The sequence below is a fragment of the Duganella sp. 3397 genome, from assembly GCF_031456625.1.
GTDB lineage: Bacteria > Pseudomonadota > Gammaproteobacteria > Burkholderiales > Burkholderiaceae_D > Rugamonas > Rugamonas phyllosphaerae.
The window spans coordinates 242,117-261,897 of sequence record NZ_JAVDVB010000002.1; the positions used below are offsets into that span (position 1 = coordinate 242,117).

At 65.2% G+C, this 19,781-nt stretch carries 16 protein-coding genes; 11 read left to right on the forward strand and 5 right to left on the reverse strand.

The window, feature by feature from the left end; translation table 11 throughout:
* Window positions 1-22 precede the first annotated feature (22 nt).
* The 4 genes from J2X54_RS05750 to J2X54_RS05765 all read left to right on the forward strand — a co-directional run bounded on the left by J2X54_RS05750 (window position 23) and on the right by J2X54_RS05765 (window position 3,915).
* Window positions 23-985 carry a glycoside hydrolase family 6 protein gene (locus J2X54_RS05750; protein WP_310178933.1) on the forward strand — a complete coding sequence of 321 codons (963 nt, stop codon included), beginning with the start codon at window positions 23-25 and terminating at the stop codon, window positions 983-985.
* Between the two features lie 25 nt (window positions 986-1,010).
* Window positions 1,011-2,246, forward strand: a complete 1,236-nt coding sequence (locus J2X54_RS05755; RefSeq protein ID WP_310178935.1) for a sugar MFS transporter — start codon at window positions 1,011-1,013, stop codon at window positions 2,244-2,246.
* A 54-nt stretch (window positions 2,247-2,300) separates the two neighbouring features.
* Window positions 2,301-3,242 carry a glycoside hydrolase family 6 protein gene (locus J2X54_RS05760; RefSeq protein WP_310178938.1) on the forward strand — a complete coding sequence of 314 codons (942 nt, stop codon included), beginning with the start codon at window positions 2,301-2,303 and terminating at the stop codon, window positions 3,240-3,242.
* Window positions 3,243-3,306: 64 nt separating this feature from the next.
* The gene (locus tag J2X54_RS05765) at window positions 3,307-3,915 is read left to right on the forward strand and encodes a PEP-CTERM sorting domain-containing protein (protein WP_310178940.1); all 609 of its coding nucleotides are present in this window, start codon (window positions 3,307-3,309) and stop codon (window positions 3,913-3,915) included.
* 95 nt (window positions 3,916-4,010) lie between these two features.
* Here the strand turns inward: J2X54_RS05765 and J2X54_RS05770 are convergent, their stop codons facing one another.
* Window positions 4,011-7,313 carry a glycoside hydrolase family 2 TIM barrel-domain containing protein gene (locus tag J2X54_RS05770; RefSeq protein ID WP_310178944.1) on the reverse strand — a complete coding sequence of 1,101 codons (3,303 nt, stop codon included), beginning with the start codon at window positions 7,311-7,313 and terminating at the stop codon, window positions 4,011-4,013.
* Between the two features lie 287 nt (window positions 7,314-7,600).
* Here J2X54_RS05770 and J2X54_RS05775 point away from each other — a divergent pair, with 287 nt between their 5' ends.
* From J2X54_RS05775 to J2X54_RS05795, 5 genes are read left to right on the forward strand one after another with little or no spacing between them, the layout of a single operon-like run.
* A complete protein-coding gene (locus tag J2X54_RS05775; RefSeq protein ID WP_310178946.1) occupies window positions 7,601-8,497 on the forward strand; it encodes an isoaspartyl peptidase/L-asparaginase in 897 nt (298 codons plus the stop codon).
* Window positions 8,498-9,376 (forward strand): cyanophycinase, encoded by an 879-nt coding sequence (locus J2X54_RS05780; RefSeq protein WP_310178948.1) that lies wholly within the window; start codon window positions 8,498-8,500, stop codon window positions 9,374-9,376.
* Window positions 9,377-9,388: 12 nt separating this feature from the next.
* A complete protein-coding gene (locus J2X54_RS05785) occupies window positions 9,389-10,828 on the forward strand; it encodes a cytochrome ubiquinol oxidase subunit I (protein ID WP_310178951.1) in 1,440 nt (479 codons plus the stop codon).
* Between the two features lie 5 nt (window positions 10,829-10,833).
* Entirely contained in the window at window positions 10,834-11,841 is a 1,008-nt protein-coding gene (gene cydB / locus J2X54_RS05790) for a cytochrome d ubiquinol oxidase subunit II (RefSeq protein WP_310178955.1), read from the forward strand.
* Window positions 11,841-11,975 carry a DUF2474 family protein gene (locus J2X54_RS05795; protein WP_310178959.1) on the forward strand — a complete coding sequence of 45 codons (135 nt, stop codon included), beginning with the start codon at window positions 11,841-11,843 and terminating at the stop codon, window positions 11,973-11,975. Before cydB ends, J2X54_RS05795 begins: the two co-directional genes overlap by 1 nt.
* Before the next feature lie 26 nt (window positions 11,976-12,001).
* On the opposite strand, the gene J2X54_RS05800 is transcribed toward J2X54_RS05795, so the two are convergent.
* From J2X54_RS05800 to J2X54_RS05815, 4 genes are all read right to left on the reverse strand, one after another.
* Window positions 12,002-13,504: a tryptophan 7-halogenase gene (locus J2X54_RS05800; RefSeq protein ID WP_310178962.1), complete on the reverse strand. Its 1,503-nt coding sequence runs from the start codon at window positions 13,502-13,504 to the stop codon at window positions 12,002-12,004.
* A gap of 191 nt (window positions 13,505-13,695) precedes the next feature.
* Window positions 13,696-14,970: a DUF819 family protein gene (locus tag J2X54_RS05805; protein ID WP_310178965.1), complete on the reverse strand. Its 1,275-nt coding sequence runs from the start codon at window positions 14,968-14,970 to the stop codon at window positions 13,696-13,698.
* A 66-nt stretch (window positions 14,971-15,036) separates the two neighbouring features.
* Complete coding sequence (locus tag J2X54_RS05810; protein WP_404990893.1) at window positions 15,037-16,704, reverse strand: GMC oxidoreductase; 1,668 nt, start codon at window positions 16,702-16,704, stop codon at window positions 15,037-15,039.
* A 60-nt stretch (window positions 16,705-16,764) separates the two neighbouring features.
* On the reverse strand, window positions 16,765-17,706 hold the full coding sequence (locus tag J2X54_RS05815) for a DMT family transporter (RefSeq protein WP_310178973.1): 942 nt from the start codon (window positions 17,704-17,706) through the stop codon (window positions 16,765-16,767).
* 279 nt (window positions 17,707-17,985) lie between these two features.
* On the opposite strand from J2X54_RS05815, the gene J2X54_RS05820 reads away from it, so the two are divergent.
* Together J2X54_RS05820 and J2X54_RS05825 are read left to right on the forward strand one after the other, a co-directional pair.
* Window positions 17,986-19,524 (forward strand): CitMHS family transporter, encoded by a 1,539-nt coding sequence (locus tag J2X54_RS05820; protein WP_310178976.1) that lies wholly within the window; start codon window positions 17,986-17,988, stop codon window positions 19,522-19,524.
* 71 nt (window positions 19,525-19,595) lie between these two features.
* Window positions 19,596-19,781, forward strand: a complete 186-nt coding sequence (locus J2X54_RS05825; RefSeq protein ID WP_310178980.1) for a DUF1289 domain-containing protein — start codon at window positions 19,596-19,598, stop codon at window positions 19,779-19,781.

Here is a 19,781-nt window from a genome sequence, read left to right on the forward strand (position 1 = left end):
ACCTGTCAACGATGAGGAAACCATGAAATCCAGGCTGAAAATACTGGCGCTGGCGCTGGCTTGCCAAATGGGCGCGCTTGCTGCCGTCACTGCTGCAACTTCCGCAACTGCCGCAACTTCCGCCACCCCCGAACTGTATGTCGACCCGCAATCGAGCGCCGCCACTTGGGTGCGCGACCATCGCGACGACCCGCGCGCAGCCGACATCGGCGCGCGCATCGCCAGCCAGCCCGGCGCACGCTGGTTCGGCGGCTGGAGCGGCGAGATCGGCGCTGCCGTGGACAAGTACGTGGACGGCGCTGCTGAGGCCGGCCGTCTGCCGGTGCTGGTGGCCTATAACATTCCCGCGCGCGACTGCGGCCAGCACAGCGCTGGCGGCGCCGGTTCCATCGCCGCCTACCGCGACTGGATTCGCGCCTTTGCCGGCGGCATCGGCGGCCGCGCCGCCGTGGTGGTGCTGGAGCCGGACGCCTTGCCGCAACTGGACTGCCTCGACGCCGGCGGCAAGGCGAGCCGCCTGCAGTTGTTCCAGTACGCGACCGGCCAGTTGAAAACGCTGGCGCCGAACGCCCAGGTCTTCATCGACATCGGCAACAGCGACTGGCTGGCGCCGCAGGAAGCGGCAGCGCGGCTGGTGGACGCCGGCGTGGCGGTCGCTGCGGGCTTTGCCCTGAATGTCTCGAACTACCGCACCGATGGCGAGAGCAATCCTTACGGCATCGCCGTCGCCAATGCGCTGCGCGACAAGTACCAGCTCGATAAATCCTTCGTGGTCGATACCAGCCGCAACGGCAACGGACCGCTGGGCAAGGAGTGGTGCGACCCGGCCGGGCGCCGCCTGGGCGCCGCACCGCGCATCCACGCCGCCGGCAGCCAGCCGGCCATGACGCTGTGGATCAAGTCGCCGGGCGAGGCGGACGGCTGCGCCGCCGCCGCCGGCGCCTTCGTGCCCGACCTGGCCCACAAGATGATCGACGGCCGCTAACAATATATATACATAAAGGATCAACGTGTCACTCATTCAACCGGCCCAGACCCCGCCCGATACCCCAGCCGCCATCACCGCGCCGCAACCGGGTCGCACTGGCGCACTGACCATGGTCACCATGCTGTTTTTCATGTGGGGCCTGATCACCGCGCTCAACGACGTGCTGATCCCGCACCTGCGCGCGGTGTACACGCTGAGCTACGTCCAGGCGATGCTGGTGCAGTCGTGCTTTTTCGGCGCCTACTTCCTGGTGTCGCTGCCGGCTGGCGCGCTGGTGCGCCGCATCGGCTACCAGCGTGGCGTGGTGGTTGGCCTGGCCACGGCCGGCATCGGCTGCCTGATGTTCTATCCGGCCGCGCAGGCAGGCTTTGGCCTGTTTTTGGCGGCGCTGTTCGTGCTGGCCAGCGGCATCACCATGCTGCAGGTGGCGGCCAACCCGTACGTGACCATCCTCGGCCCGGCGGCCACCGCGTCCGGACGGCTGACGCTCACGCAGGGCTTCAACTCGCTGGGCACCACGGTCGGCCCACTGGTGGGCGCCTGGCTGATCCTGTCCGACAGCGCCGCTGCCGGCGCCGACGCTGTCAAAGGTCCGTACCTGCTGCTGGCCTGCACCTTGCTGGCGCTGAGCGTGGCCTTCGCGCTGGCCAGGTTGCCGCAGGTGGCGGCCACCGCCGACGACCGCACGCCACTGGTATTGCGCCAGCACCCGCGCCTGGTGTTCGCGGTGCTGGCGATTTTCCTGTACGTGGGAGCCGAGGTGGCGATCGGCAGCTTCATCGTCAGCTTCCTCACCGAGCGCCATATCGCCGGCCTGACCGTGGCCAATGCCGCCCACTACGTCAGCCTGTACTGGGGCGGGGCGATGGTGGGCCGCTTCGTCGGCGCGCTGGTGATGCGCCGCGTGAGCGCCGGGACCGCGCTGGCGTTCAGCGCGGCGCTGGCCGTGGCGCTGATCGTGGTGGCGGTAGCGGGCAGCGGCAGCGTGGCCATGTGGGCGATCCTGGCCGTGGGCCTGTGCAACGCCATCATGTTCCCGACCATCTTCAGCATGGGACTGCACCAGCTGGGCGCCGGCACCGGCCAGGCCGCCGGCCGGCTGTGCATGGCGATCGTGGGCGGCGCCGTGGTGCCGGTGGGGCAGGGCGTGCTGGCCGACGTGGTTGGCGTGCAGTGGTCGTTCCTGCTGCCGGCCGCCTGTTATGTACCGATCTTGTGGTTCGGGATCAAGTATGCCGGAATATACCGGCAGCGATGACCCCTGTTGTAGGTAGTGCAGACGTGGCATCAATACACCAAAAAGGAGACGATGATGAAACTGAAACACACGAAATCCCTGGCCAGGCGCCTGCTGCCAGCGTTGTTGCTGGCAGTGTCGGTCACGGCGGCGGCAGCGCTGCCGCCGCTGTACGTGGATCCGCAATCGACGGCCGCCATCTGGGCCCGTAACAACCCCAGCGACGGCCGCGTGACCGACATCCGCAACCGCATCGCCAACCAGCCCGGCGCCAGGTGGTTCGGCGACTGGAGCGGGGGGATCGGCGCGGCGGTCGGCAATTTTGTCGGCGCCGCTGCGGCCAACGGCCGCACCCCGGTGCTGGTCGCCTACAACATCCCGGCGCGCGACTGCGGCCAGTTCAGCGCCGGCGGCGCCGGCTCGCTGCAAGCCTACCGCGACTGGATCCGCGCCTTTGCCGCCGCCATAGGCAACCGCCAGGCGATCGTGGTGCTGGAGCCGGACGCCTTGCCGCAACTGGACTGCCTGGACGCCGCCGGCAAGAGCGCGCGGCTGGAACTGTTCCGCTACGCGGTGGCGCAATTTACCGCGCTGGCGCCGGGCGCCTACCTGTACCTCGACATCGGCAACAGCGCCTGGCTGGCGCCAACCGTGGCGGCCGCGCGCCTGGTGGACGCCGGCGTGGCTGGCGCACGCGGCTTCTCGCTCAACGTCTCCAACTACCGCACCGATGCCGAAAGCAATCCGTACGGCGTGGCGGTGGCCAATGCGCTGCGCCAGCGCGGCCTGCAAAAAAATTTCGTGGTCGATACCAGCCGCAACGGCAACGGCCCGAATGGCACCCAGTGGTGCGACCCGGCCGGACGCAAGCTGGGCGTCACGCCCAGCATGAACGCGGCCGGCAGCGCGCCGGAGATGGCCTTGTGGATCAAGTCGCCCGGTGAATCGGATGGCTGCGCGGCAGCGGCGGGAACCTTTTCACCGGAGCTGGCGTACAAGATGATTTACGGCTTCTAGCCTGTCGAAAAGTGTCATGTCAACATCCCTGTGTTACATTTGCGCACTTACAGGGAGAAAAATCATGGCATGTATGCGTAAAAGACTTCTTTGCGGCCTGCTGGCATCGGTACCGGTGTTGGCCACCAACGCGGCGGTGGCAGACACCTTTACCTTCGAGCTGACCTGGTCCGGCCAGTGGGCTTACGGGCCCGATGGTCCATACGGCAACAGCGACGCCAAGGCTTCTGCGGTGGTGGTGGTGGAAGGGCCGGCTTCCGACCCCAACGTGTCCATGGACCGCATCCGCAGCATGACCATGACCGTCGACGATGCAGTGGTCGGCAATGGTACTTTCAGCCAGCGCGATTTTACGTCCATCGCCACCTCCTACCGGCTGCTGCCCACGCTGGCGTTGAACGAGCGCTTCTGGCTGACCAGTTACAACCTGTACGACTTCACGTTCTTTGGCAAAGGCAACGGCGCGCCCACCCAGTTCGCCAATTACACGCTGTGGTCGGGCGGTGTCCAGGGCAGCAATGCTCTCTACATGAGTTCGATGTACGTGACCCGCACCCTGACCTCCGCCGTGCCCGAACCTGCAGCCGCCGCGCTGCTGCTTGGCGGCCTGGCCCTGGTGGGCGCCATCGCGCGGCGGCGTGCCTCACCTGGTGCGGATGATCTGCGCTACTGACGGCGCGGTAGTCGAACCTATCGAACAGCATGCCGTGGCCGCAGTCGCACCGCAGGATCGGCGCATCTTTGCCTTTCCAGGCGACGGGGTGGACATCAGTCGAAGCGCAATGTCAGGCTGCCTTCGTAGCCGCCATTGGCCGTCGGCCAGGCGGCTGCAGGGCCGAGCGCTTCGGTGGGCGTGAATTTCTCGCCGATGGCGGGGATCGCGTGCAGCCACGACAGGTCGCCGGCAGGGAATTCCACCGTCGTATTGGCGTGCGAAATGCGCGGCGTGCCCACGCGCAGGTAGCCCTCCGCCTTGTTGTCGTTGCTGTTGATGTGCAGCCTGCCGGTGGCAGTGTCGAAGCGCGCCCAGCGCACGCCGGCAAAGAAGCCCTGCGACTCCGGGTAGCGGAAGCGCTCGCCCGGTTGCTGGTCGAACTGCACCACCTCGTGTACACCGAGCCAGGTGCCTTGCAGTCGATTTTTCCACACGCGATAGGGGCCTTCACCGAGCCAGCGCGTGCTGCGCAGCGCAGCTTCCGGGTGGTCGAACGTGATGCCGTGGTATTGCACCGCGCCTTCCAGGCGATAGCTGTAATCGAGCGTCAGGTCGCCGTTCGAGGCCATGGTCCAGCGCACGCGATCAAGTCCGCCGCTTTGGCTGGCCTCGATCCAGGCGACGGGTTTGCCGTCGGCATTGGCGCCGGTGCCGGTGCTGGTGCCGGAGCTTATGCCAGCTGCGCTGGCACTGGCGCTATTGGCCGCGCCGAGCAACGGAAATCGCCGGGCGGCGTGGCCCAGGCGTACGCTGTTCAGGGCGAGCTTCTGGCCGTGCTGGTCGGTGGCGTTGGTGATGCGTACGGCGAGCACCGGCTGTGGCGGAATGCGGTAAGCATTGCCGTCCGATTTGCGGCGGGTGGCGTCGAACACGGTTTTCCAGTTGGCGCCGTCGGCACTGATCTCGATCCTGAAGCGGGCGTAGGCGGCGCCCTTCCCGAATGCGGGGACGACTTGGATGACGCTGGCTGTCTGGGGCGTGGCCAGGCGGTGGACGGTGGCGCCAGCCAGGATGCCGCCGTTGCCGCCCCCATCATGTGCGGTATCGACTGCCAGCGGCAGCCAGGCCACCTCGGTATCGGCTGCGGCCAGCGGACGGGCGTAGGCCAGGCGCGGGCCGTTGGTCAGGGCCGACACGCGGCTGCCGTGTTGCAGCGTACGCAGCTGGCCGGTGGCCGCGTCGAAGATGGCGCTCACCGGTCCGGCCGTCAGGCGCACAGTGTCGCCACTTGTGCTGACCGTGGGTGCGGCTGACGATGGCGCAGTAGCGGTAACAGTCGTTGGCGCAGCGTTGTTGGCAGAATCGGTCTGGCGGCTGGAGGCGTGCGACAGCCGCGCCGGTTCGGCAAATCGGGCAGACAGGCGTTGGGACAAGTCACTGGCCGGATAAGTCCAGGTCCAGATCTGCTGCCCATCGGCGCCGGTGGCGGTGACCTCCAGCGCATCGGCATCGCGCTGGCGCCAGCCGGCCGGCAAGTGCAGATCGAGTTTGCCATCGCTGCGCGCCGCCACGCCGCTGGCGCTGCCCGCACCCCTGGCCAGTTCGCGTGGCTTGGTCGAGCCATCGTCCGGGCTGGCGAAGCGCAGCAGCCGCCAGTTGAAACGCACCTGGTCCAGGCCGACGAAGTCGTAACGGTTGTGTACCGGTAGCGTGCAGTCGAAGCGGGCATCGAACGTGGCAGCCCCCAGTTTGACCGGCGACCAGATATCCTTGACCGCGTAGTAGCTGCCTTCCTTCTCGTGGTGCGGACCGACGATGCCGTCCGGGCCGTACGTGCCATACGGGTCGATGCGTTTGGCCTGGTCGGTGCGGACCACGCCTTCGTCCACCAGCGCCCAGATCACGCCGCCCGCGCCCATGGGCGACGCCATCATCGCGTCCCAGTAGTCTTGCAGGCTGGCGCCGCCGCCACCGTCGTACAGCGCGTGCATGAATTCGGTCGGCATGAACAGGTTGGGGCCGCGCAGGCGTTCGTTGACCAGGTTCCAGTTCGGATAGTGCTTGGTGTCGAGGCCGTTGAAGATGGCCCACGGATGGATGACCGGGCGCTGCTGCGGATCGTGCTTGCCGAACTCCGCATCGAGATCGGTATTGAAGCCGCCCTCGTTGCCGTTGGCCCAGAACAGGATGCTCGGGTGGTTGACATCGCGCGGCACCATCTGCGCCACCAGCTTGCGGCCGATGGCGGTGCCGTGCGCGGCCTGCCAGCCCGACAATTCGTCGATCACGTACAGGCCCAGTTCGTCCGCTGCTTCGAGAAAAGCGGGATCGGGCGGATAGTGCGACATGCGCGCCGTGTTCATGTTCATCGATTTTATAAGACGCGCGTCGGCGTAGTTGTCGGCGCGATCGAGGGCGCGGCCGGTCTGCGGCCGGAAGCTGTGGCGGTTGACGCCCTTGATGACGATCTTGCTGCCGTTCAGGTACAGGCCGTCGCCCTGGCGGACTTCGAAGGTGCGGAAACCGAAGCGGGTACTCTGCGTATGCAGCGCCTTGCCGCCCCGGCGCAGGGTGAGGCGCAGCGTGTAGAGGTTGGGGGTTTCAGCGGTCCACAGGCGCGGTGCAGGCAGGGTGGCGCGCAAGGTGATGCCAGCGCTGGCGGAATCCGGCAGCACGGCGCGAAACACCGGCCCGACCGCTTTGCCGCCTGCATCGAATACCTGGCCGTCCACCGTGGCCCCAGGCAGAGGGTGCGACAAATTCACGTGCGCGGACAGCGAACCATCGGCTCGCGCATCGATCGCCACGGCTGCAATGGCCTGCACCGGCGCCGCTTCCAGCCACACTGGACGGAAGATGCCGCCGAATACCCAGTAGTCGCCGGCCCGCTCGGCCTTTTCGCTGGCCGCGTCCGACGCCACCTTGTTGACATCGACTTCCAGCAGGTTGTCGGCGTCGGCGGACAGTTTGACCAGCTTGGTGATGTCGTAGCCGAAGCGGTAAAAGCCGCCGATGTGCGGCGGCCCGGCCGGCATGCCGTTGACGCGCACCGTCGCTTCCGTCATCACGCCTTCGAACACCAGCCGGATGGTGCGGCCGCGCCAGGCCGGCGGCACGGCAAACTTCACCCGGTACTGGCCCTGCTCGTTGTGACGCTTGGCGCCTTCACCGTAATCGTAGCCACCGAATCCTTGCAGCTCCCAGTTCGATGGCACCGGCATCGTCGACCAGGCGCCGGCGCGGCGGCCGTCGGACACCTTGAAGTCCCACGGCACCGCCGTGGCCGGCCCTTGGCCGGACAGGTAGTGCTGTTCGGTGACGGGGACGGCGGCACGCGCCGTGGTTACGGCGCAGGCCAGCAACACCAGCAACATCGGCATCGGCAATCGGGCGAACATTGTGACAACCGGGTCCATGGCAGGCCTCCGTGATCAAACCGCCCAGCATAGCCACACTGTGACTCGAAGTCATCCATTCTTGGATCGCGCCATCCAAGTGATCGCGGCGATGATTATTTTGCCCACTGACGATCAGACTGGTCTTACATCGGCCTGGCTCAAAGACGCACAGAGCACGCGAGTTGGCCTTGCTAGAATTTATTCGTTTCATCCGCCCACGCCAACCCGGACCTTTCTATGCTGCCATTACACGACAAGCCGCCTACCATTCCCGCCGGTGCAGGAAAATCGTCGAGGGGACAGCCGTGAGCGCCCCGGTGGCAGTGGTGGTGCACGGCGGCGCCGGCGCCTCGCAGGACGACGTGGACGGCTGCCAGGCGGCAGCGCGCGCCGCCCTCGATGTGCTGCAAGCCGGCGGCGAGTCGCTCGACGCAGTGGTGCGCGCCGTGATGGTGCTCGAAGACGATGACCGCTTCAATGCCGGCACCGGTTCGGTGGTGGCCCCCGACGGCGCCACCATCGAAATGGACGCCTCGGTCATGGACACGCGCGGCAGGCTGGGTGCGGTGGCGTGCGTGCGCGACGTGCGCAACCCGGTGCTGCTGGCACGCGAAGTGGCCAACACGCCACACCGCCTGCTGGCCGGTGAAGGCGCGCAGCGCTTTGCCGAGGTCAGCATGCTCGAATCTTCCTTGCCGGTGACCGGCGAGCAGGCCAAGCGCCGTGCGGTCAAGCTGGCACAGGCACTGAAAGCGCCGTCGCCGGCGGAGACGGCCAAGCGCGCGGCGCTCTTGCGTCAATGGAACTATCCCGACCAGCCGGTACCGGCGGCGGCCGAAGGCTGCGACACCGTGGGCGCTGTCGCCCGCGACGCCGAAGGCCATTTCGCCGTGGCAGCTTCCACCGGCGGCGTCAGCCCGGCGCTGCTGGGGCGGGTGGGCGACACGCCGCTCATCGGCGCCGGTTTTTATGCCGGGCCTGAAGGCGCGGTCGCCGCGACCGGCACCGGCGAAGACATCATCCCGCTGCTGCTCTCCCATACCGTGTACCAGTGGATCGCGGACGGCGTGCCGTTGCAGCAGGCGCTCGAACGCGGGGTGGCGCTGCTGCCTGCCGACAGCGACGTCGGCATCATCGCCGTCAGCCGTACGGAAGCGGGACACCATAGCAACCGGGCCATGCCAACCTCGAACGGAGACTAAATGGACAACAGCAAACCAGAACGCAACGGCCACCTGGTCATCATCGGTGGCAGCGAAGACCGCACCGATGGCCGGGGCATCCTGAAAAAATTTGTCGAACTGTCGGGCGGCTCGCAGGCCAGCATCCTGGTCATCACAGCGGCCAGCGCGGTGCCTGAAAAAGTATGGCCGCCGTACGATGACGCTTTCCGCGCGCTCGGCGTAACCGACCGCGCGCTGCTGCACCTGGACACGCGCGAACAGGCCGATGCCCCCGACAACGCCCGCAGCATTACCGAGGCGTCGGGCATCTTTATCGCCGGCGGCGACCAGAAGCGCCTGATGGCCACGCTCGGCGGGAGCGCCGTGGCGGCAGCGATGCATGCGTCGCTTGCCACCGGCGGGGCCTGTATCGGTGGCACCAGCGCAGGTGCGTCGGCCCTGTCCGTCCACATGCTGGCAGAGGGAAATACCGACCTCAACCCGGGGAAGGGCACAGTCAGCCTGGGGGACGGCCTGGGGCTGCTTCGCCACGTGGTGATCGACCAGCATTTTTCGGAACGCCAGCGCCTGGCGCGCCTGTTGAGCATTGTGGCGCAGCATCCCGAGCTGTTAGGCATCGGCATCGATGAAGATACGGCGCTCGTGATCGAGCCGGGTACCGGCGTCGAAGTCATCGGCAACGGCGCCGTCACGCTGGTCGATGGACGCGACGTGGTCTCGAACGCAGCCGGCGCAAAGCAGGGAGAGAGCCTGGAGCTGATCAACGTGCGCCTGCACCTGCTGCCGGCCGGCACCCGCTACCGCCGCGCCAGCGAATCTGCGGACCCTGCGGACAGCGCGGCGGCCCCGGGGGGCTTGCGTTTCTTTGTCGATTTGGTCACGCAAACCGCTGCATGACAGGGACTAGACATGTTCGGATTGACAGCGCTGGAACTGGCCCGTATCCAGTTCGGGTTCACCATTTCGTTTCATATCGTGTTCCCGGCGCTGACCATCGGACTGGCCAGCTACCTGGTGGTGCTTGAAGGTCTATGGCTCAGGACGGGGCGCGACGTGTATCGTGCGCTTTACCATTACTGGTCGAAAATATTTGCCGTCAATTTCGGCATGGGCGTGGTGTCCGGCCTGGTCATGGCCTACCAGTTCGGCACCAACTGGAGCCGGTTTGCGGATTTTGCCGGCGCCGTTACCGGGCCGCTGCTGGCCTACGAAGTGCTTACCGCGTTCTTCCTGGAGGCCGGCTTCCTGGGCGTGATGCTGTTCGGCTGGAACAAGGTCGGGCCGCGCCTGCACTTCCTGTCCACGGCGATGGTGGCACTTGGCACGCTCATTTCCGCGACCTGGATCCTGGCATCCAACAGCTGGATGCATACTCCGCAAGGCTACGCCATCGTCGAAGGCCGCGTGGTGCCGGTGGACTGGTTCGCGGTGATCTTCAACCCGTCGTTTCCATACCGACTCGCGCACATGACGGTCGCCGCCTACCTGGCCACCGCGCTGGTGGTGGCGGGCGCCGCCGGCTGGCACTTGCTGCGCGGACGGCAGACGGTGGCGGTAAAAAAAATGTTTTCGATGGCGTTGTGGATGCTGCTGGGCGCCGCGCCGCTGCAGGCGGTGATCGGCGACTTCCACGGCCTTAATACGCTGGAACACCAGCCGGCCAAGATTGCGGCGATGGAAGGTCACTGGCGCAATCAAGCGCACGGCGGCACGCCGCTTATCCTGTTCGGCCTGCCGGACATGGCGCGCGAGGAAACCCGTTACGCGGTCGAGATTCCCCGCCTGGGCAGCCTGATCCTCACCCACAGCTGGGATGGCAAGATCCCGGCGTTGACCGATTTCGTCCCGCAGGACCGCCCCAATTCGACCGTGGTGTTCTGGACCTTCCGCCTCATGGTCGGCCTGGGCCTGCTGATGATACTGCTGGCCGCCTGCGGCCTGTGGCTGCGCCGTGGACAACGGCTGTGGCGCAGCCGGGCGTTGCAGCGGTTTGCCGTGCTGATGGGACCGGCCGGCGTCGTTGCCATCCTTGCCGGCTGGTACACCACTGAAATCGGTCGCCAGCCCTGGACCGTGTATGGCTTGCTGCGAACTGCGGATGCGGTCTCGGCGCATGGCCCTACCCAGCTCGGCATCACGCTGGTGGCGTTCGTGCTCGTGTATTTCGTGGTGTTCGGTGCCGGTGTCGCCTACCTGCTGCGGCTGATCCGCGTGGGACCCGGCGGACACGATGCCAGCGCGGCCTTGGTCGGCGGGCCTGGCCTGGACCGCCAGCCCATGCGGCCGCTCTCGGCGGCGTCCGGCGCGGCCGACCACCCCGGCGCTGCCGATCCCACCGACAGGAGCTGAACATCATGGGCATCAATCTTCCGGTCGTCTGGGCGGTCATCATCCTCTTCGGCATCATGATGTACGTGATCATGGACGGATTCGACCTCGGCATCGGCATGCTCTACCCGTTTTTCCCGCACCACGATGACCGCGACGTCATGATGAACACGGTTGCGCCGGTATGGGACGGCAACGAAACGTGGCTGGTGCTGGGCGGCGCCGGACTGCTGGCCGCCTTTCCGCTGGCGTATTCGGTCATCCTCAGCGCCTTGTATCTGCCGTTGATCTTCATGCTGATTGGCCTGGTTTTCCGTGGTGTGGCGTTCGAGTTCCGCTTCAAGGCGCGCGAACACGAGCGGCACTGGTGGGACAAGGCATTCATTTGCGGCTCGCTGATGGCGGCGTTCTTCCAGGGCGTGGCGCTGGGCGCTTACGTCCAAGGGTTTCCGGTTGTTAACCGCGCTTACGCGGGCGGGGCGCTCGACTGGCTGGCGCCATTTCCGCTCTTTACCGGTTGCGGCCTGGTGGTGGCTTATGCGCTGCTGGGCAGTACCTGGCTGATCATGAAAACCGAGGGCAGCCTGCAAGCGACTGCCGGGCACATCTCGCGCCGGCTGGTCTGGGTGCTGCTGGCCGTGATCGCCGTGATCAGCCTGTGGACGCCCGCGATGGACCCGGCCATCGCGCAGCGCTGGTTCAGTTTTCCCAACATCGCCTGGTTTGCGCCGGTGCCGCTGCTCGTGGGCCTGGTGAGCTGGCAGATGATACGGTCGCTTGCCGCCGGGTGTCAGGTCACACCGTTCCTGTGCACGCTGGCGCTGGTCTTTCTTGGGTACACGGGCCTCGGTATCAGCCTGTGGCCCAACATCATTCCACCAGACGTCTCGATTGACGCGGCCTCGGCGCCATCGCAGAGCCAGGGCTTTGCCCTGGTCGGCGCGCTGCTCATCATTCCGGTCATTCTGATGTACACGGCCTGGAGCTATTTTGTGTTCCGGGGCAAGGTCAGGCAAGGGGAGGGATATCACTGATGACGCACGAAAACAAAACCGCCTGGTGCCGGTTGCTGTGGTTTATCGGCCTGTGGCTGACGGGCGTGGCAATGCTGGGCGTGGCCGCGCTAGCCATACGGCTGGCGCTGACCGCCGCCGGCTTGCGCACGTGACGTGACGTGAGCGCGCCGGCTGAGCGTTAGGGCTTGCCCCCAGGGCAGTACCGCTCGACGTACGCCTGGTGCCCCGGCATCTGCGCCACCGTCCGGTCGATGCCGGTGCGGATGCCGTCGAGGAACGCCGCCATCTCGCGCTCGGGCATCACGTGCGCGGTATGGTGCTGCGTGCGCGGAATCAAACCCTGGCCCAGCATCACCTGGACCCACGAGTTCTCGGAAAACAGCTCGTTCTGGGAGCGGAACACCCGGCCCGAACCGCCAAACAGGTCGAGCCGGTGCTGCAATGACGGCGGCACTGCCATGTCCCGCGCGGCGCGCCAGTACGGCGTGTCGTCACGCTCGGTCACCTTGTAGTGCAGGATGATGAAGTCGCGGATGGTGCGGATATCGTCGGCGGCCTGGGTGTTGAATTCGGCCACGTCGGCCGGCTCGATGCCCTCGGTCGGGAACAGCTGCAACAGGCGCACGATGCTGCGCTGAATCAGGTGGATGCTGGTCGATTCGATCGGCTCGAGGAAACCCGAAGCCAGGCCCAGGCCGATCACGTTGCCGGCCCATACCTGCTGGCGTTGGCCCGGTGTGAAGCGGATCACGCGCGGCTCGGTCAGCGGCTTGCCTTCCAGGTTGGCCAGCAGCGCGGCCCGCGCGGTGTCGTCATCGACGAAGCGGCTCGAGAACACCATGCCGTTACCGGTGCGGTGTTGCAAGGGAATGCGCCACTGCCAGCCCCAGTCGTGGGCGATCGCGCGCGTGTACGGCACGGCCGGGCCGACCGATTCAGTCTGCACCGCGATGGCGCTGTCGTTGAACAGCCATTGCGACCAGTCATCGTATGGCACGCCCATGGTCTGGCCCAGCAGCAGCGAGCGGAAGCCGGTGCAGTCGAGGAACAGGTCGCCTTCCAGGCGGCGGCCGGAATCGAGCACCAGCGCCGCGACGTTGCCATTGGCCGGGTCGCGCTGGACGTCGGCGATCTTGCCCTCGATGCGTTCGATGCCGAAGTGTTCGGCATAGCGGCGCAGGTAGCGCGCGTAGCGGCTGGCGTCGAGGTGATAGGCATACACCAGGCCGTCGTCGGGCAGGTGGCCGAAGCGCAGCGCCCGCGCCGCCTTGTGCTCGAGGCAGTAGTCGCCGTAGTCGGCGGCAATGCCGGCGTCGCGGCCTTTTTGCCAGAAGTGGTGGAAGCCGGCGGTCCAGTGGTCGGTGCCGGTGGAACCGAATGCGTGGATGTAATCGTGGCCGCGCGCACGCCAGTTTTCAAAACTGATGCCGAGCTTGAAGGTGGCCTGGGTGGCCGCCATGAAGTCGCGCTCGTCGATGTCGATCAGGCGGTGGAACTGCGCCAGGCTGGGAATGGTGGCTTCGCCCACGCCCACGGTGCCGATGTCGTCGGACTCGACCAGCTTGATGTCGAGCACCTTGCCCAGGGTGCGGGAGAGGGCGGCGGCGGCCATCCAGCCGGCCGTGCCGCCGCCGGCGATGATGAGCCGGCGCACCGGGCGGGATTGAGGTTGGTGAGGCATGTCTCGGAGTTCCTCTCTGCGTGGAGGGAACCTCGAAAAACCTACTGCGCGATCCGCTATCGCCGCTCCGTTGCTCAGCGTACAGCCGTACGCTTGCGCTACTCGCGACGATAACGAACCGCTCGCTACGGTTTTTCGAGGTCCCCTGGAGATGATTATTGTTGTATTGCCAACCGCAGATTCTACACTCGTTAAGCTCCCGTGAGCAGCCTCAGCAACTGGCCGGCGATCCAGCCGCCATAGGTGCCCAACGCATAGCCGAGCACGGCGAGCAGCACGCCCACCGGCGCCAGCGCCGGGTGGAAGGCGCTGGCTACTACCGGAGCACTGGCGGCGCCACCGACGTTGGCCTGGCTGCCCACCGCCATGTAAAAGACCGGCGCCTTGATCAGCCAGGCCATGCCCAGCATCAGTGCGCCGTGGAAGCTGATCCAGATCAGGCCGAGCACGAACAGCTCGGGGTCGGAGAAGATCGCCGCCAGGTTCATCTGCATGCCGATGGTGGCTACCAGGATGTAGATGCACACCGAACCCACCTTGGATGCGCCGGCGCCTTCGAGCTTCTTGGCGCGGGTAAACGACAGCAGCAGGCCGAACGTGGTGGCCAGCACCGTCACCCAGAAGAAGTTGGCGGTCAGGCTGAAGCGCTCCAGTTCCGGCGCGTGGGTCTTGATAAACGGCACGATGATGCCGGCCAGCCAGTGTGCCAGGCCGGTAGCGCTCAGGCCGTAAGCCAGGATCCACACCATGTCATACGAGCTGGTGACGCGCGCGCTGTCCAGCTGCACTTTTTCGACCTTGACGCGCAGCGCGTCGAGCGCGCTGGTGTCGGCGCCGCGCCAGGCATCGATGCGCGCGCTGCGGCTGGCCAGGAACAGCAAAAACGCCATCCAGATATTGGCGCAGATGACATCGACCGCGACGAACTTGCCGAACACGTCCGCGCCCACGCCATACACTTCCTTCATGGCTGCCTGGTTGGCGCCGCCGCCGATCCAGGAGCCCGCCGTGGTGGTCATGCCGCGCCAGATGGCGTTGGGGCCTTCGGGATTCAGCAGCGACGGATCGAACACGCCCATGATGGCCAGTGCGACCGGTCCGCCGATGATGATGCCGGCGGTGCCGGTCAGGAACAGGATCACGGCCTTGGGGCCCAGCTTGGCAATCGCACCGAGGTCACAGGCCAGGGTGAGCAGCACCAGCGCCATCGGCAGCAGGTAGTCGCGCGCCATCGGGTACAGGCGCGAGGTTTCGCCGTCGATCACGCCAAAGGTGTTGAGCAAGCCGGGGATGAAGTAGCAAAGCAGCAGCGCCGGCACCACCGCGTAAAACTTGCGCCAGAACGGATTACTGGACCGCTCGCTGGCCATCACCAGTGCCAGGATGGCGACCAGGATGCCGAGCACGACCGGGTCGGCGGCGATGAGGGGAGCGGTGGATGGTGCGGTTGCGCTGGAGACGGCCATGGAGTTCCTGTAGGCTAGGGGCGTGGGCGGACAAAGCGGCGATAGTAACAACATTCATGCTTGCCGTCACCCCTGCTGGCCAGCGACCTCGGTGCCGATGGCATCCCAGAGATTGACGTCCGCTGGCGGCACATGGCTCATCGCATGTTCGGTCAGCGCCGTGATGGTCAGGCTGGGATTGACGCCGAGGTTGGCGCCCAGCATCGAGCCGTCGCAGATGTACATATTGCGGTAGCCGAACACGCGGTTCCTGCCATCGCACACACCTTCTGCAGGTGTGCGGCCGATGCCGGCGCCGCCCATGCAATGCGCGGTCATCGGGATATTGAGCAGGATCTCCGTCATCGATGTGAGCGGCACGCCGCCGGTGGCCCTGGCGGCCTTGATGGCGAAGTCGTTGGCGGAAGGGATGAAGGTGGGAATGCGGGCGCCGTGCGTGGTCAGTTGCTTGGAAAACGGCCAGAACCAGCGGCGCTTGAGCTTCATGGTCAGATGGCCGTCGAGCGTTTGCATGCACAGGAAAATCATCGATTCGCGCGCCCAGCCACGAGGTGAGAGCGCGCGCAAGGTTGTTACCGGCCGCGTGACGAGCAGCTTGAGCAGGGTGGCGGCCCAGGTGACGATCCTGGTCCAGCCGGGTCGCCCCAGCGTCATCACGGTGGTGAGCATTCCCATGGCGTCCGAGCCCTCGGGATAGCGTACTGTCTCGATATGGGTGTGTGCATCGATATGGATGCCGGAACCGATGGCGATGCCGCGCGACAGGTCGGGCTGGGAGCCGGGGAAGCGCACGCCGATCAGCGACTCGGCATTGGTGCGCACGTACTTGCCCAGGGCGTCGGAGATGTTCGGCAACGATCCCTTGTCCCGCAGCCGGAACAGCAAATCCTGCGTGCCCAGCGACGACGCGGCAAACACCACGCCCCGACAGCTGATGCGGCGCCGCTGGCCGCGTTCGGGGCCGGATACCACCAGCAGTTCCACCCGGTAGCCGTCCGCACCGTCGGCCTTGTCGTTCAACGGTCGCACATCGACCACCCTGGTCTCCGCGAACAGTGCCGCACCTTGCTGCTCGGCCAGGTACAGGTAGTTTTTATCGAGCGTGTTCTTGGCGTTCTTGCCGCAGCCGACCATGCAGCCGCCACAGCCGTCGCAGGCAGTGCGGGCCGGACCGGCGCCACCGAAATACGGGTCGGGATAGGTGACGCCGGGCTTGCCGAAGAACACGCCCACCTCGGTCGGATAAAACGATTTTTCCACGCCCACCGCAGCGGCCATCTCCCTTAGCCGCAGGTCCGCCGGTCCCAGCAGCTGGTTGGTCGTTACGCCCAGCATGCGCTTGGCTGTCTCGAAATGGCCGGGCATGACGGCCTGCCAGTCGTTCAGACCGGCCCAGCTGCCCTGTGACCAGACCGTGGCAGGCGGCACCAGCAGTGTATTGCCATAAGTGATGGAGCCGCCGCCGACCGCGTTTCCGTGCAGGACAACGACATGGCGAAAGAACTGCATGCTGAAAAAGCCGTTCAATCCCAGCGACGGGCGCCAGAGCCAGCGCGACAGCGACCACGTGGTCTTGGGCAGGTTGTCGGCGCTCCAGCGCCGGCCTTGCTCGACGACCACCACGCGGTAGCCTTTTTCCACCAGCCGCAGTGCGGAAACGCTGCCGCCGAAGCCGGAGCCGATTATCACGAAGTCGTGGTCATGATGCACCTGTGTCTCCCCGGCGTCTGTTATGTTTTACCTTAGAACATGAACATTACTACCTTCCCTTGACTAACTCAATGCATAGGGGAACTAATCCTGGTTGCTTCGCGTCACCAGCCATATCCCGCCGCATACCAGCAGCAGCGCGGCCAGGTTTTTCCATTCCAGGATGGTTTCGTTGAGGAACAAGGCTGACAAGGCCGAGCCGAATACCGGTACCAGGAAGGCGAACACGCTGATCTTGCCGACCGGGTTGTACTTCAGTAACAAGCTCCACACGGTAAAGGCCACGGCCGACAGCAATGCCAGGTACACCAGCAGTGCAGTCGAGGCCGGCGTCATGGTACCGAGGGTGCCACCGGTCACGTAGCCGCCCACCAGCAAGGCCAGGCCGCCGATGGCCAGCTGCCAGCCGGTCATGACCATCGCGTCCATGTTCTTCGAGACGTATTTGCCGTAAATGGAGGCCGCCGACAGCACGAACGCGGCAATGACGATAAAACCTTCGCCCAGCAGCGACGGCGGCGCGGTGAGCGGACCGCCGCCGGCATTGACCGTCAATACGCCGGCAAAGCCGAGCAGGCATCCAATACTCTTGCGCGGCGACAGCTTGTCGTTGTGATAGACGAAGTGCGCCAGCAGCACGCTGAAGAAGGTGGTGGTGGCGTTCAGGATCGACGCGCGCACGCCGGAGGTGTACGCCAGGCCAATATAAAAGAACACGTATTGCAGGCCGGTTTGCGCCACACCGAGTGCCGCTACCTGGCCGAACTGTTTGCGGTCCAGCCGCAGCACCGGTTTGCGCATGCAAGCGGCCAGTAGCAACAGGCAGAGGCCGGCGAGCAGAAAACGATAACCGGCAAAAATCAGCTTGGACGGCACGTCATGCTGAGCGATACCGAGCATCTCGTAACCGTTCTTGATCGCCGGGAAGGAGCTGCCCCACAGGACACAGCACAGGGTGGCCAGCGCCAGCACCATTTTTGGATTGGAAAAGAACTGTTGCCCGTACGGCGATGCTGCTTTGCTCATGAGATTGCTTGTGATTGCTTGGGGTTGCTTGGGGTTGCTTGGGGTTGCTTGTTAATCGTTTACCAAAGCTCGCCATGATACTGCACATTCAACAGGGTCGTACCTGGTCGGAGGATCGCCCGCAGCGAGGCCAGCGCATTGCCATGAACGCCTCGGCCCGCACTGAAAGACAATTGAAAGCTTCGGGCGTTTATAGTATTCACATTGCTGATGTTGCATATGCGAGAAAACTATAACCCCGGCGTGATTGCCGGAGATGAAATGCTTGGAGGAAATCAAATGTTGACCGTGCTAGCCTATTCGATGGTCGTTGTCTTTATGTTCCTGATCATGACCAAGCGCCTGCCGGCGCTCGTGGCGCTGATCCTGGTGCCGGTGCTGTTCGGCGTGATCGGCGGCTTTGCCCCCGAACTCGGCCCGATGATGCTCGCGGGTATCAAGCAACTGGCGCCGACCGGCGTCATGCTGATGTTCGCCATCCTGTACTTCGGCATCATGATCGACGCCGGCCTGTTCGACCCGGTCGTCAAGCTGATCCTGAAACTGGTCAAGGGTGACCCGTTGAAAATCGTGGTCGGCACCGCCGCACTGACGATGATCGTCTCGCTCGACGGCGACGGCGCCACCACCTACATGATTACGGTGTCCGCCATGCTGCCGCTGTACCAGCGCCTCGGCATGAGCCGCCTGGTGATGGCATGCGTGATCATGCTGTCCGGCGGCGTGTTCAACATCCTGCCATGGGGCGGCCCGACCGCCCGCGCCGCCAGCGCCCTGGGCGTGGACGTCGGCCACATCTTCGTGCCGATGATCCCGGCCATGATCGCCGGCGTGTGCTGGGTGCTGTTCGTGGCTTATGTTCTGGGCCGCAAGGAACGCAAACGCCTGGGCGTGGTGGACTTGCTGCCGCTGAAATCGAAAGCTGCCAAGGCTGCCAAGGTTGCCAAGGAAGAGCAAGACGCCGCCCTGGTCCCGCAGAAAGCCTATGCCGGTTTCGAACAACCGCGCCAGGCCAATGCTTCGATGGGCGGTTACACCCCGTCCAATGGCGACATGCAATTCGGCCACAGCGACGGTGCCCGCTTCGTTGCTCGCCGCTCCGGTGGCGACCGCAAGGTCATCCACATGAACTGCCCGCCCGAGGTCGAGAACTGCGACGACATCAAGGTCGGCGATCCGAAGACCGCGCGTCCTAAACTGATCTGGGTGAATTTCCTGCTGACGCTGGGCCTGATGGTAATGCTGGTGCTGGCCGTGCTGCCGCTGCCGGTGCTGTTCATGATTGCGTTTGCCGTGGCCATCATGATCAACTACCCGAACATGGAAGAACAAAAAGAGCGCATCGCCGCCCACGCCGGCAATGTGCTGCCGGTGGTCTCGCTGATCTTTGCCGCCGGTATTTTCGTCGGCATCCTGCAAGGCACCAAGATGGTCGATGCGATTGCGGCAAGCGTGATCTATGCGATTCCAGAGTGGATGGGCCCGCACCTGGCCATCGTTACCGGTTTGCTCAGCATTCCGTTCACGTTCTTCATCTCGAATGACGCGTTCTACTTCGGTATCGTGCCGATCCTGGCCAAGGCCGCTGCGGTCTACGGCATCACCGGCGCCGAAATCGGTCGCGCCTCGATCATCGGCCAGCCGGTGCACTTGCTGAGCCCACTGGTGGCGTCCACCTACCTGCTGGTCGGTATGGCGAAGATCGAGTTCGGCGACCACCAGCGGTACACGCTGCTCTGGGCGATCTCGGCTTCGCTGGTGATGCTGGTGGCGGCGCTGGTGTGTGGCGTGATCCCGTTCATGGGCGTTGCAAGCTGATCCTGTCTGTGCGGTAAAATAGCGATTCGAAGGCCGGCTTGTTGCCGGCCTTTTTCTTGTTGAAGGTATTCATGGCAGCCAAGTCTCCCTGCACCGGCGTGTGCGAATTCGAAGGCCGGACCGGCTACTGCGGCGAATGCCTGCGCACGCTGGACGAGGCGCGCTCGTGGAAAAAGATGACCGACCATAAGCGTCACCAGATCATCAACGACAAACCGCGCCGCATCCAGAAGCTGGCCAAGGCGACCAGCACTTAG